Here is a 14,564-nt window from a genome sequence, read left to right as displayed (position 1 = left end):
GTTAACCCGCTGGGCTTACCTGACGTAAGCGAATATGTAATTCACGTAACTGCCGTTCATCAACCGCGCTAGGAGCCTGAGTAAGTAAGCATTGAGCGCGTTGTGTTTTAGGGAAAGCAATAACATCGCGAATCGACTCAGCACCAGTCATCATTGTGACAATACGATCGAGGCCGAAGGCAATACCACCATGGGGTGGCGCACCATACTGCAGGGCATCGAGCAAGAAACCAAACTTAGACTGGGCCTCTTCTGGGCCAATTTTTAAGGCCCGAAAAACTTGGCTTTGGACTGCCTCTTGGTGAATACGCACTGAACCACCACCGATTTCACTGCCATTTAATACCATATCGTAGGCTTTGGCTAAACATTGGCCTGGATTACTATCGAGAAGAGATAGATGCTCATCTTTAGGACTGGTAAAAGGGTGATGACAAGCAACCCACCGAGCATCGCCTTCATCATAATCAAACATAGGGAAGTCAACTATCCAGAGCGGCTTCCATCCTTCAGTAAATAAACCGTGCTCTTTACCCCAAGCAGAATGGCCAATTCGTAAACGCAAATTGCCAATCGCATCATTTACTATTTTGGCTTTATCAGCGCCAAAGAAAATGATGTCGCCGTCTTGTGCATTAGTGCGACTTAAAATTTCGTTAATTGCTGCATCGTGTAAATTTTTTACAATCGGCGATTGCAAACCATTGCGGCCTTCCGCACGTGAGTTCACCTTAATCCACGCTAAACCCTTGGCGCCATAAATGGTCACAAACTGGGTGTAATCATCAATTTCACTCCGACTTATTTGGGCTCCACCTGGCACACATAAAGCGACAACGCGGCCCTCTGCTTGGTTGGCAGCGCTAGAAAATACCTTGAAATCGACATCTTTCATGACATCGGTCAGTTCAGTAAACTCCAGCGCAATTCGTAAATCAGGTTTGTCCGAACCATAACGAGCCATGCCCTCGGCATACGGCATGACGGGAAAAGGCTTGGGCAGCTCGACTTGCATCACGGTTTTAAAAATATGATGAATCATTTTTTCAAATAATTCGCGAATTTCTAATTCATTTAAAAACGCAGTTTCGCAATCAATCTGGGTGAATTCAGGCTGGCGATCAGCGCGTAAATCTTCATCCCGAAAACATTTAGTAATTTGATAATAGCGATCAAAACCCGCCACCATGAGTAATTGTTTAAATAGTTGCGGAGATTGGGGTAAAGCAAAAAATTGCCCATCATGAACTCGTGACGGCACTAAATAATCACGTGCGCCTTCAGGTGTGCTCTTGGTCAGCATGGGAGTTTCTATGTCGATAAAACCTGCAGCGTCAAGATAGCGCCGCGTTTCCATTGCAACTTGGTAACGTAAACGTAAATTCTTTTGCATCTGCGGACGACGTAAATCTAAAACGCGGTGGGTTAAACGGGTGGTTTCAGAAAGATTTTCATCGTCCAGCAAAAAAGGTGGAGTTACAGAGGCATTCAAAATATGCAATTGATGACAAAGTACTTCAACTTTACCGCTGGCTAAATCGAGATTTTCGGTACCAGCTGGTCGTGCTCGTACTTTACCAATAATTTGAATACAAAACTCATTCCGTACTTGCTCAGCCAGCTTAAACATCTCTGGTCTATCGGGGTCGCAAACGACCTGCACAAACCCTTGATGGTCCCGTAAATCAATAAAAATGACCCCTCCATGATCGCGGCGGCGATTAACCCAGCCAGCCAGTGTGACTTCTTGGCCGATGAGGGCATCGGTAACTTGGCCGCAGGTGTGACTTCGCATCGACATACTTATTTCCTATGAAGCAGAGGGCTTTGATAGCTGTGTTGTGCTTAATGCACTAGCAGCAATTGGAGGTACTGTTCCCATTGACACGATGTATTTGAGCGCTTCTTCAACATTCATATCTAATTCAATGACTTCACTACGGGGGACGATCATAAAAAAACCAGAGGTTGGGTTTGGGGTGGTAGGTAAAAATACGTTGACATAATCGCCGCCGAGTTTATTTTGTATCTCTTCGGTAGGCGAGCCAATTTGGAATGCTACTGCCCAGGAATTGGCATGTGGATAATGAATTAATAAGGCCTTACGAAATGCTTGTCCGCTACCTGAAAATAAGGTTGATGAAACTTGCTTAACACTAGGATAAATGGAGCGCACAATGGGAATACGGGTCATCTGTTTATCCCAAAACCGCACCCACCATTGGCCTGCGAAACTAATGGCCATGAAACCCGTGATGATAATAACCAACACGACGATGGCTACACCAACCCCTGGCAAAGCACGGAAGTATTCGAGATCAGCGGTAAATTGACGCGGAAAAACCGCAATAATAACGTGCATGACTGAGCCAAACACGCCATCCAACAGCCCGAGACCCCATGTGATTACCCAAACGGTAACCGCAATCGGTACCCACACCAATATTCCAGCTATAAAGTATTTTTTCATCTGATTAATATGCCCAACCCATGATTTTAACGGTTTGGACGCGGCAACGGGAGATTAATGTAACTGCAAGGCTATCAGGAAGGCGCCGACCAGAAAACCACCCAAGAAAAGCAAGGCGCCAGCTAGCAAACGCCGGGTGCGACGCTCCTCATCTAATACGGTCTTGAGCACCTCGAGTTCTAAGCTACGGTCTTGTTGGGGGCGCTGTGCCAGACTTTCAGCTATTAAGCGCGGCAAGGTTGGTAGGAGCTTAGCCCAATTTGGCGCCTCTTCCTTGAGACCCTCGAGGAGCCCACGCCAACCCAGCTGCCGACTAACCCATTTTTCTAAGATTGGTTTTGCGGTTTTCCATAAATCAAGGTCTGGGTCAAGTTGGCGACCCAAACCCTCAACATTTAAGAGGGTTTTTTGTAAAAGGGTTAACTGCGGTTGAATTTCAACTTTAAAGCGTCGTGATGTTTGGAATAAGCGCATCAACACAATACCTAAAGAAATTTCTTTGAGGGGTCGATCAAAATAGGGTTCACACACTGCTCTCACCGCACCCTCTAAATCTTCAATGCGGGTTTCGCTTGGCACCCACCCCGATTCAACGTGCAGTTCTGCTACGCGGCGATAGTCGCGGTTAAAGAAGGCTAAAAAATTTTGTGCTAAATAATTTTTATCAAACTGGCTTAAGGTGCCGACAATTCCAAAATCAAGTGAAATGTAACGCCCGAATGTATCGGGCTCAAGACTAATGAGAATATTGCCTGGATGCATATCGGCATGGAAAAACCCATACTGAAAGACTTGAGTAAAAAATATTTCGACACCATCAACCGCTAATTTTTTGAAATCGACACCCGCAGCACGTAACTCATCCATTCTGCCAATCGAAATACCATGCATCCGCTCCATCACCATGACGTTGGTATGACAGAGATCCCAGACCATTTCAGGAATCATTAACTTATCAGAATCAGCAAAATATCGGCGTAGCTGACTTGCATTTGCCGCTTCGCGCATGAGGTCAAGCTCATCATGTAAATACGTGTCAAATTCAGCCACTACTTCGCGGGGCTTTAAACGCCGACCGTCTTCTGAGGTACGCTCAACTAGCTTAGCCAGGTCGTACATTAAGGCAATGTCACCTTCAATGATCGGTAATATTTCAGGGCGTAATACCTTCACTGCGACTAAATAATCACGCCACTCGGGATGCTGTTCATTGCCACGCAAAACCCCAAAATGAACCTGTGCTACTGATGCACTCGCTACGGGAGTGGCATCAAAACTAATAAACACATCTTCAATTGGACTCCCTAATGCCAACTCAATAATTTCACGCGATTTGGCGTTTGAGAATGGCGGTACTTGATCTTGTAATTTAGCTAATTCATCGGCAATATCTTCTGGCAAGAGATCACGGCGCGTAGAAAGTACCTGCCCAAATTTAACAAAAATGGGTCCTAGTGCTTCGAGAGTCAAACGAATGCGTTCGCCGCGTGGCAAAGCGTTGGGTGAGAACCAGCATAAAACACTTAACAAAGAACGGCGAAGCCCTGGTTTAAGGCTATCGCGCAAGAGCGGTAGTAAGCCAAAGCGCCAAGCTGTAAAAAATATTTTACTTAAACGAACAATGCGGCTCACTATTTACGCAGTCCCTTGCTGTAAACGGTGAATACGCTTTTCTAAGCGCTCGAGTGCATCGCGGGTTTCATTGACCGCAGACTTATGTAGTGCAAAATCTGCTTGCTTAATAAGTACCTGCTTTTCTTCGCTGAGATACTCAACTACGTTCCCCATTAAGTCACGCCTTGCAGATTGTCCTGCCTCATGTAAGCGTTTTACTTGCTTCACCAGAAAATGAGCGGGCGCATCACCGATGAAGCGCGCTAAATCATCTTCATATTCCCAGCGCAATTGACCCGCTAAGCGTCCAATTAGTTGCGCTAAGTCGGCATCGCCAGTTATTTTCACGGCTTTAAAGGCTTTTTCACGAAGCTCGCCCTGCGTAGCAAGTACCTCTGCTAACACGCCAGGGGAAATACTTAAGATTAAATTGCAATTGTCTAAGACCGCAGTTGCATCAAGCGCCTCAACATAACCTACATCGTCAATCATGAAGGCCACCTGCGCCACTGGTAAGCTCAGTTGAATTTGCTTACCAGCATGGCTTGCTAACTCGGCGCGCGCCCAAGACTCTTTACTGAGGACGTGATTAATAGCCTTAGATAGTGCTTTTGCGCTCCAAATTGAAGGCCTAAAAGCCCACTTTTCCATGATTAAATAACTTGCTGAATTCCCGCCAAAACCCAACCTCCAGGCCCTTCTACTGGCTTCGATAAATTCCAAATTTCGGAAAATGAATTTGCTGGAGCGCCAACCTGTTCGCGAATTAAGCCTGAAAACTGTACGCTGCATAGATAGCTACCCGCTGTAGTTTCTATTCCCAAAAGACGCGCCTCTAAGGTAACAACATCGGTTTGGTTTGAGGCTTCAAAGCGAGCCTGTAAATCTTGTTGCAGCGTTGCATACATTTCTGGTGTAGCAAATTCTCGTAAAGAATTTAAATCGCCAACATCCCAGGCTTTTTGTAATTTAATAAAGTATTGTTTGGCATTCTCCAAAAAACCATGCTCATCGAAACCAGGGGGCATATCGAGAGGCGCCTCGACCACTGGCGCACTTGCAACCGGCGCAAAAGTAGGCTCTTGCTGACGAGGAGTTGCTCCATAGCTAGCTCTTTGCATACCGCCGTCAACAGGCGCAACATTGGTTTTAGAAAAAGCAGGTACAAAGCGACGCAGAATAAATAGCGCCACCATACCAATTAAAAAGGCAATTAACACACCGGTAATTAAGGAGGCGATACCTGAGCCCATGTCACCCATGCCTAAATGTGAAAATAAATAACCTAAACCAAGTCCTGCTGCTAAACCGCCCAGTATTCCACCAAATCCGCCAAAGCGACTAGGCGCTGCTGCCGGTGCAGTTGCTGGGGTTGGTGCTGGTGCGGCTTGTGGAGGCTTGGCTACCGGTGCTGGGGTAGCTTGGCGTTGCATTGGCGCAGTTGGGGTACGTCCCATACTTTTGCCCCCGCCTAAACGGGCTGCATCAACTTGCCCAATAAAAGCAAAGAGTAAAACCAAACTGCCAAAAATCAATTTTAGATTTTGCATTTTCATGTTAATTTCTCCTTTAATAAACTAGGGGTTCTAATATTTCACCCCAATATGTAAAGCGACAATACCTCCGCTCAACCTGTGTGTATCAACCTCATCAAAACCCAAGCCTAACATCATGGCTTTTAACGTCTTTGCATCAGGATGCATGCGAATGGATTCAGCTAAATAACGATAACTAGCGGCATCTTTGGCAATTTTCTCGCCCAGCCAAGGTAAGACCTTAAAAGAATAAACATCATACAACGGTTGCAGGAAACGATCAGGTTGTGAAAATTCCAGCACTAGCACCTTACCCCCTGGCTTAATCACCCTGAGCATTTCACTTAAGGCCACTTCTTTATGGGTCATATTACGTAGGCCAAAGGCGACGCTTAAGACGTCAAAATGGTTGCTGGGAAAAGGAATGGCTTCAGCATCAAATTGCACACAGGGCAGCATTAATCCTTGATCTAGCAATCGATCGCGTCCTGTACTCAGCATCGAGGCGTTGATATCGCTAAGCCAAACTTCGGCAGAGGGATTATTTCCCCACTGAGCCGCACGGGCAAAGGCGGCAGCCAAATCGCCGGTGCCCCCAGCAATATCTAAAACAACTTGTCCAGGCTTCACCTGCGCACAAGTAATAGCCCATTTTTTCCACACCCGATGTAATCCAAATGACATGAAGTCATTCATTAGGTCATATTTATTCGCCACCGAATGAAACACTTGAGCAACCTTCGTCGCTTTTTCAGCCTCCTCAACGTCTTCAAAACCAAAGTGGGTTTTTGTCATGACTTGGTAGTTAAGAAGTAAACATCGATATTAATAAGGTTATTAGTGCTTAGCAATTAGTGGCTACAGCTATGGCCTTTTTGACCCATTGGGGTATCTCGGTCAATGCCAGCATCAGCCAATTTTTGCAAATGTTCTGCCCATAAGGCTTCTTGATTCTCGGCCAAATGAAAGAGGAAATCCCAAGCATATAAACCAGAATCGTGACCATCGGAAAAAGTAAACTTGAGGGCGTAATGGCCGACCGGCTCAATCTTACTAATTAGTATCGCCCGCTTGCCTGTTTGTAGTGTTTCTTGGCCAGGGCCGTGCCCTCTCACTTCGGCAGAGGGTGATAAAACCCGCAAAAACTCAAACGGCAGACGAAAGGTCTTGCCGCCTTCATAGGCGAGTTCTAAGACCTTCGATTGTTGATGCAACACCACATTTGTTGGAATCATTAAACCAATACCCTTTCAATACCGCCCAGATTAGCTTTTGTCACATAGTCTTGCATCCAATTGTGCCCTAGTAAACGTTCAGCCATCTCTACCACAATGTAATCTGCTTTGGTGTCACTGTCTGCATCAAAGCGTGATAACCCCTGCAGGCAAGAGGGGCAACTGGTTAAAACCTTGACTGTGCCTGTGAAATTCTCCTGCAGGGCCTTGGCGCCCTTTTCCATCTCGATTTGTTTGCGAAACCGCACTTGCGTAGCAATATCAGGACGAGTAATGGCCAAGGTGCCCGACTCACCGCAACAACGCTCATTTTTCTGAATTAACTCGCCACTTTCAGTTTGAATTAATTCATTTACAGTCTTTAATGGGTCTTGGAGCTTCATCGGCGAATGGCAGGGATCGTGATACATATACTGAACGCCAGTGACCCCCGTTAAATGCACGCCTTTTTCTAATAAATATTCATGAATATCAATAATGCGACAGCCTGGAAAGATTGAGTCGAATTGATAACCCGCCAATTGGTCATAACAAGTGCCACAGGAAACAACTACTGTTTTGATGTCTAAATAATTTAAGGTGTTAGCCACCCGATGAAATAAAACGCGATTATCGGTAATCATTTGGTCAGCGCGCGCAAAGTCGCCAGTTCCTCTTTGTGGGTAGCCACAACACAAATAGCCTGGGGGCAAAACGGTTTGCACGCCAACATTCCATAACATGGCTTGGGTCGCTAAGCCAACTTGTGAAAAAAGCCGTTCTGAACCGCAACCCGGAAAATAAAATACCGCCTCAGTATCGGCTGTAGTCGTTACGGGGTCACGAATAATCGGCACGTAATTCGCATCTTCAATATCGAGCAAAGCGCGCGCTGTTTTCTTGGGCAAATTGCCCGGCATTTTTTTATTAACAAAGAAAATAATTTGCTCTTTAATAGCCGGCTTACCTAGTGTTGCAGGTGGATGTAGCGTTTGCTTACGGGCCCATTTGCTGAGCAGGGTATTACCCATGCGTTGCAGGCGATAGCCCCACTCGATCATGCTCTTGCGGGCTAAGCGAATAGTCTCGGGATCAGTAGCATTGAGAAAAAACATCGAGGCAGTAGTGCCTGCATTAAAACGTTGTTGCCCCATTTTACGCAGTAAGTTCCGCATATTCATGGTCACCTTACCAAAATCAATTTTCACCGGACAAGGCGTTAAGCACTTATGACAGACCGTGCAATGAGCGGCAACATCGTCAAACATATCCCAATGGCGAATAGAAATACCACGGCGTGTTTGCTCCTCATATAAAAAAGCTTCAATTAATAATGAGGTTGCTAAAATTTTATCGCGGGGACTATAAAACAAATTTGCGCGCGGTACGTGCGTGGCACACACGGGCTTACATTTTCCACAACGTAAGCAATCTTTAATACTGTCAGCAATGGCACCAATATCACTTTGCTGCATGATGATCGATTCATGTCCCATCAATCCAAAACTAGGTGTATAGGCCTGAGATAAATCGGCATGGGGCATTAATTTTCCTTTGTTGAAATGCCCATTGGGATCGACTGTATTTTTGTAGGCGCGAAAATCCTGCAGCTCTAGATCGGTGAGATATTCAAGCTTAGTAATACCAATACCGTGCTCTCCAGAGATGACCCCATCTAATGATCGGGCTAAAGCCATAATCCGAGCGACAGCAAGATGGCCATCTTGCAACATCTCATAATCATCGGAGTTCACTGGAATATTCGTGTGCACATTGCCATCACCCGCATGCATGTGTAAAGCAATAAAAACGCGTTTACGCAAAATACGTCGATGAATAGCGATAATTTCTTGTCTAATTGGTTCAAATGCCAGCCCGCTAAAAATAGTCTCTAGTTCGGCCTTGACTTCAGTTTTCCATGAGGCACGGAGTTGATAGGTTTGTAATTGCGGAAAATATTTTTCGATCTCACTCAACCACAAAGCCCATCGAGCCCGCACGTTGGCAATTAAATCGCTGGCTTGCTCAAGACGATCACCAAATAATTCTGCGCTAGGTATTGCAAATTCATCTTCTTCTTTACCTAAGGGCAAATTTTCTTTTTTTATATAGTGCTCTAAAGCATCGAGTAATTGCAGTTTATTTTTAAGCGAAAGTTCGATATTAAGACGCTCAATACCATCGGTGTACTCGCCCATGCGTGGCAGGGGAATTACCACATCCTCATTAATCTTAAACGCATTGGTATGACGAGCAATCGCTGCAGTACGGGCGCGATCAAGCCAAAACTTCTTTCGTGCCTCGGGACTAACGGCGACAAATCCTTCGCCCACCCGTAAATTAGCCATGCGTACGACTTCGCTAGTGGCAGCGGCCACTGCAGCTTCATCATTACCCGCAATATCACCGATTAAAACCATCTTGGGTAAGCCATGGCGCTTAGATTTGGTAGCGTAACCAACTGCTTTTAAGTACCGATCATCGAGGTGTTCTAAGCCAGCCAAAATGGGGCCCCCTTGGCTACTTAACTGATCAATGTAAGCTTTAATTTCGACGATACTGGGAATAGCTTCACGGGCAGGCCCAAAAAATTCTAAGCAAACTGTGCGCATAAATTGCGGCATTTGATGAAGTATCCAGGTAGCACTAGTAATTAAACCATCACAACCCTCTTTCTGAATGCCTGGTAAGCCTGCTAAAAATTTATCGGTTACATCTTTGCCAAGACCCGTCTTGCGAAACCGTTTTCCGGCAACCTCAAGCAACTCACTGCGCAGAATTTTTTTGCCTGGGGCATCCGACCCATCTGACCAGGTCAACTCAAACCGAGCTAACTCAACCTCATGAATTTTGCCCAGATTATGGTCAAGGCGTCTCACTTCAAGCCAATTGCCTTGTGGATCTACCATACGCCAGCTGGCTAAATTATCTAATGCCGTACCCCAGAGTACGGCCTTTTTACCTCCAGCATTCATGGCAATATTACCGCCAATGCAACTAGCGTCAGCGGAAGTTGGATCAACTGCAAATACCAAGCCAGCCTGCTCGGCTGCATCAGCTACTCGTCGGGTAATTACTCCGGCGCCAGTAAAGATGGTTGGGGTTGAGGTACTGAGCCCAGGCAAGCTTACTGAATTAACTAAGCCAATCTGCTCTAACTTTTCAGTGTTGATAACTGCCGACATGGCGTACAACGGAATTGCTCCGCCGGTATAGCCGGTACCGCCCCCACGGGGAATAATGGTGAGGCCTAATTCAATGCAGGCTTTGACTAAATTAGGTATTTCGGCTTCGGAATCGGGCTTCAACACTACAAAGGGATATTCCACCCGCCAATCGGTAGCATCGGTTACGTGCGCGACCCGCGAGATACCATCAAACGTAATATTGTCATTAGCCGTAAACCGACTAAATATTTTTTGCGCTTTCTTGCGCAGTTCGGCAACCGTAATAAATTCAGCTTCAAAGCGCTCAACTGCACCCCGCGCGGCATTTAACAAAATACTAACTTGTTCGGCCGAATCGGCAGTCACGCGTTTTTCTACTTCCTTTAAGCGATGCCACAAGGCATCCACTAATAGTTGGCGCCGTTTAGCGTTATCTAATAAATCGTCTTGCAAAAAGGGATTGCGTTGTACAACCCAAATATCGCCCAAAACCTCAAACAACATTCGGGCCGAGCGCCCTGTGCGTCGACTAGCGCGTAATTCTGTTAAGGCCTGCCAAGCTTGCTCACCCAGTAGACGAATGACGACCTCACGATCAGAAAATGAGGTGTAGTTGTAGGGTATTTCGCGCAAACGGGGTAAATCAGTTTCAGCAGCGAGTATCTGATTAAGTCCGAGGGGAGCATTCATGGGACAAACTTGAATAAATAGTTATTTTAATTGAGCCAGAGCCGATCCTGACAGTATTTAGTGAAAAGCAGTAACCCCTTCCAAAATAAGGGCTTAAGACCCATCCGTGGTACGCTCATTAGATGGCAACCAACTACCTAAAAAAAATTCTCGCCGCCAAGGTCTACGATGTCGCTCGTGAAACTGAGCTCGATTTCGCACCCCAGCTATCGCAACGCCTCGGAAATCGAGTTTTGCTGAAACGTGAAGATAATCAAAGCGTTTTTTCCTTTAAATTACGCGGGGCCTACAACAAAATGGCCCATTTACCCCCTGCTGCACTAAAACGGGGCGTCATTGCTGCTTCGGCTGGTAATCATGCCCAAGGAGTTGCTTTAGCTGCCGCCAAAATGAAATGCAAAGCCGTGATTGTGATGCCCATCACCACGCCAAACGTTAAGATTGATGCAGTTAAAGCCCATGGCAAATCTTGGGTTGAGTTGATTTTATGCGGCGACTCGTATAGCGATGCTTACGCCCATGCCCAGTTACTAGAAAAAAAACGTGGGCTTACTTTTGTGCATCCTTTTGATGATCCTGATGTAATTGCAGGCCAAGGAACGATTGCCCAAGAAATTTTTCAACAATGCCAAAGCCCAATTGATGCCATATTTGTTGCCATTGGCGGCGGGGGTTTAATTTCAGGTATTGGGGAATACGCCAAAGCCGTGAGTCCTAAGACCAAAATTATCGGCGTCCAGGCGCTAGATTCAGATGCGATGAGACGCTCTCTCAAAGCAGGCAAACGCGTGGAACTAAAAGAGGTTGGTTTATTTTCGGACGGCACAGCCGTAAAACTGGTGGGTAAAGAAACATTTCGGATTTGCCAACGAGTAGTGGATGAAATTGTGACTGTGGATACCGATGAAATTTGCGCCGCCATTAATGATGTATTTAGTGATACCCGCAGCATTCTTGAGCCTGCAGGCGCCTTAGCGATTGCAGGATTAAAAAAATATGTCATCCACAAGAAAATTAAAAAGAAAACGTTTGTGGCAATTGCTTGTGGCGCAAATATGAATTTTAGTCGCTTGCGCTTTGTTGCTGAACGCGCCGATGTTGGAGAATTTCGTGAAGCTGTTTTTGCTGTCACCATCCCTGAAGAACGCGGCTCGTTTAAGCGTTTTTGTGAACTTTTAGGTAAGCGTAATGTAACCGAATTTAATTACCGCATTGCTGATCAACGTGAGGCGCATATATTTGTTGGTATTTCTACTTTAAAGGCGCAAGATAGTACGGCGATTGCCAAACACTTTAATCAGGCGGGCTTTTCTACCATTGATCTGACCCATGATGAATTAGCAAAATCACACTTACGTCATATGGTCGGGGGCCACTCACCCTTAGCTAAAGATGAACTCCTCTATCGCTTTGAGTTTCCCGAAAGACCGGGGGCGCTGATGCGGTTTTTAACCAGCATGGCACCCAATTGGAATATTAGTTTGTTTCACTACCGTAACCATGGGGCCGACTATGGCCGGATTTTGGTCGGTATTCAAGTACCAAAAACAGATCAAAAAGCATTCCAAGACTTTCTCATCACTTTGGGATATCCCCATTGGAACGAAAGTAAAAATCCAGCCTATCAACTCTTTTTAAAATAAGATGGCCTACAGTCTCTCCGGAAAATTAGTCGTGGCCATTTCATCGCGCGCCTTGTTTGATTTTGAGGAGGAGAATAATCTGTTTGAGTCAAGCGATGACAGTGCGTACATGAAACTGCAACTGGAGAGGCTGTCAATTCCTGCGCGCACCGGTGTCGCCTTCCCCCTTGTAAAAAAATTATTGGCCTTTAATTCAGGTGAGGAACAGCGAGTAGAAGTCGTTATCCTCTCGCGTAATGATCCCGTCAGTGGTTTACGGGTATTCCGTTCAGCAGTCCACCATGGCTTACATTTAGAGCGGGGGGTTTTTACCCGCGGGCGCCCGCCTTATCATTACTTACGCTCACTGCATGCCAATTTATTTTTATCCGCTAATGAAGAAGATGTGCGGGCCACAATTGATGCGGGCTTTCCAGCAGCTCGAGTCTATCCGGAATCCAATACCAGCGCTGAATCACATCCCGATGAAATTCGTATTGCCTTTGACGGCGATGCTGTTTTATTTTCTGATGAAGCCGAACAGATATTTCAAAATAAGGGCTTAGAGGCTTTTGTTGATCATGAGAGTAAAAAAGTGTCTGTGCCTTTACCACCGGGCCCTTTTAAACCTTTGCTAGAGGCGCTCCACCGCTTACAAAACCAATCGGGTGAAAAGGGCATGCGGATTCGTACCGCCCTGGTTACTGCTCGGTCTGCACCAGCTCACGAACGAGCAATTCGAACTTTGATGGATTGGGGCATAGAAGTTGATGAAGCCATGTTTCTGGGTGGCTTATCAAAAAGTGATTTCTTGCGCGAATTCGAGCCTGATTTCTTTTTTGATGACCAAACGGGCCACTGCCAAGCCGCAGCTACAGTAGCGCCGACTGGGCACGTAGTTTCGGGTATTGCGAATCGCCAAAACTAGAAAACGACAAGCAATGGCGCGCTGGCACATTCGATTTGACAGCAATAAATTAATGGCCCTGTGGATTTTTTTGGGCTTATTTCTTCTTTATAAATGCCTGCACCCAGCTATTGATGGAGATGGCGTAGATCGATTTAATGATTTACTGGCATTGATTAACGGGCAATCTCCAACGAGTAAGTTCTCTACTATTCATGCCATCATCTCCTTCCCGCTCTATTGGGTAGGCGCTTTTTTTGAAAAAGCGAAGCTTACTACCGCCTGGTTCAATCCGCTTATTTTTTGCCTGCTTTTATTATTTCTCGTGCGCGCAATGCCAACTCGCACAATGCAATTTTTTGTCGCTATTTTTATGCTTGCTACCTCCATGTTCCCCAATCACATCATGACTTACTATGGTGAGACACTGACTGCTAGCGCAATTACATTAGGAATCATTGCGCTCTTAAAAGAGCGGCTTTTTTTAGCAGTAGTTTTATTGAGTATTGGCGTAGTGCAAACACCAGCAACCTTGCCTGCACTTGTTTTATCGCTCATTTTTTTAGCCCTAAAGTTACGCAAACCCCTTTATCTCTTCATCATCCTAATGCCAGTTAGTGCAATCATCTTTGAAAACTATGTCAAGTTTGGCGCCATCTTTGCTTCACCCTATCTCGTGGCAGATCAAGGCACTGTCACGATATTGCCGTATTCTGGAAAAGCAGGTTTTAGTTACCCCTTTGTTTTAGGATTTATCTCAATTCTATTTTCTTTTGGCAAGGGCTTGCTATTTTTTATCCCAGCAATTTTTCTTAGGTTTTTTATAAAACCGCACACCAGCGCCGACCAAAAATTATTTTTACTCATCGATGCACTATTAGTTTTTGTTTTTGGCATGATATTAATTTACGCTAACTGGTGGTCTTGGTATGGTGGTTTTTTTTGGGGACCTCGGTTTTTTTTACTCGCCTGTATCCCCGCCTCTTTACTTTTAGCTTATGGAGTTTGTTTAGCTGAGCTCTCTTTCAAAACTCGCCTAGTTCTGCTGTCAACGATATTGTGGAGTTTTTGGGTTTGTATCCAAGGTTTTCTATTTAGTGTGCGCGACCTAGCAAGCTGTTTAGAAAATAATGCTGCTTTACAATTTTTGTGTTGGTACACTCCTGAATTTAGTCCGCTATTCAGACAATGGATTGTTGGCTTTCCTAACATTCATTATCATCAAACGCTTTATATTCTCTGGGGTGTTATTTCGGTTTTATTCAGCATTTGGTGGCTCTTTTTTATTCCCAAAAAGACCAATGAAATGGTTCTGCGCTCAAGTTAACCTTCTTACTATTTATTC

At 45.4% G+C, this 14,564-nt stretch carries 11 protein-coding genes; 3 read left to right on the top strand and 8 right to left on the bottom strand.

From position 1 onward, the window contains the following. Nucleotide 1: 1 nt before the first annotated feature. Genes aspS through LZT21_RS02805 form a run of 8 tightly spaced genes read right to left on the bottom strand, consistent with a single transcriptional unit; the run spans nt 2 to nt 10,690 of the window. A complete protein-coding gene (gene aspS / locus LZT21_RS02840; protein ID WP_233924546.1) occupies nt 2–1,801 on the bottom strand; it encodes an aspartate--tRNA ligase in 1,800 nt (599 codons plus the stop codon). 9 nt (nt 1,802–1,810) lie between these two features. After that, on the bottom strand, nt 1,811–2,470 hold the full coding sequence (locus LZT21_RS02835) for a DUF502 domain-containing protein (protein WP_233989192.1): 660 nt from the start codon (nt 2,468–2,470) through the stop codon (nt 1,811–1,813). 54 nt (nt 2,471–2,524) lie between these two features. Continuing rightward, nucleotides 2,525–4,102, bottom strand: coding sequence for a ubiquinone biosynthesis regulatory protein kinase UbiB (gene ubiB, locus LZT21_RS02830; RefSeq protein WP_233989191.1), 1,578 nt, complete (start codon nt 4,100–4,102; stop codon nt 2,525–2,527). 3 nt (nt 4,103–4,105) lie between these two features. Next, a complete protein-coding gene (locus LZT21_RS02825; RefSeq protein WP_233934727.1) occupies nt 4,106–4,735 on the bottom strand; it encodes an SCP2 domain-containing protein in 630 nt (209 codons plus the stop codon). 2 nt (nt 4,736–4,737) lie between these two features. Further along, nucleotides 4,738–5,640, bottom strand: a complete 903-nt coding sequence (locus LZT21_RS02820) for a Tim44 domain-containing protein (RefSeq protein ID WP_233934728.1) — start codon at nt 5,638–5,640, stop codon at nt 4,738–4,740. A gap of 30 nt (nt 5,641–5,670) precedes the next feature. Next, nucleotides 5,671–6,414 (bottom strand): bifunctional demethylmenaquinone methyltransferase/2-methoxy-6-polyprenyl-1,4-benzoquinol methylase UbiE, encoded by a 744-nt coding sequence (gene ubiE / locus LZT21_RS02815; RefSeq protein ID WP_233989190.1) that lies wholly within the window; start codon nt 6,412–6,414, stop codon nt 5,671–5,673. A 56-nt stretch (nt 6,415–6,470) separates the two neighbouring features. After that, nucleotides 6,471–6,854 carry a gamma-butyrobetaine hydroxylase-like domain-containing protein gene (locus tag LZT21_RS02810; RefSeq protein ID WP_233924537.1) on the bottom strand — a complete coding sequence of 128 codons (384 nt, stop codon included), beginning with the start codon at nt 6,852–6,854 and terminating at the stop codon, nt 6,471–6,473. Beyond that, entirely contained in the window at nt 6,854–10,690 is a 3,837-nt protein-coding gene (locus tag LZT21_RS02805) for an FAD/FMN-binding oxidoreductase (RefSeq protein ID WP_233989189.1), read from the bottom strand. Before LZT21_RS02805 ends, LZT21_RS02810 begins: the two co-directional genes overlap by 1 nt. 122 nt (nt 10,691–10,812) lie before the next feature. On the opposite strand from LZT21_RS02805, the gene ilvA reads away from it, so the two are divergent. Genes ilvA through LZT21_RS02790 form a run of 3 tightly spaced genes read left to right on the top strand, consistent with a single transcriptional unit; the run spans nt 10,813 to nt 14,546 of the window. Next, nucleotides 10,813–12,333, top strand: a complete 1,521-nt coding sequence (ilvA, locus tag LZT21_RS02800) for a threonine ammonia-lyase, biosynthetic (RefSeq protein ID WP_233934731.1) — start codon at nt 10,813–10,815, stop codon at nt 12,331–12,333. Nucleotide 12,334: 1 nt separating this feature from the next. Then, nucleotides 12,335–13,240, top strand: coding sequence for a 5'-nucleotidase (locus LZT21_RS02795; protein ID WP_233924534.1), 906 nt, complete (start codon nt 12,335–12,337; stop codon nt 13,238–13,240). 13 nt (nt 13,241–13,253) lie between these two features. Next, nucleotides 13,254–14,546, top strand: a complete 1,293-nt coding sequence (locus LZT21_RS02790; protein ID WP_233989188.1) for a hypothetical protein — start codon at nt 13,254–13,256, stop codon at nt 14,544–14,546. Nucleotides 14,547–14,564 lie beyond the last annotated feature (18 nt).

Source organism: Polynucleobacter sp. IMCC 30228 (genome assembly GCF_021395205.1).
Taxonomy (GTDB): domain Bacteria; phylum Pseudomonadota; class Gammaproteobacteria; order Burkholderiales; family Burkholderiaceae; genus Polynucleobacter.
Note: the sequence above shows the minus strand (reverse complement) of the source record. Positions and strands in the feature narration are given on the sequence as shown.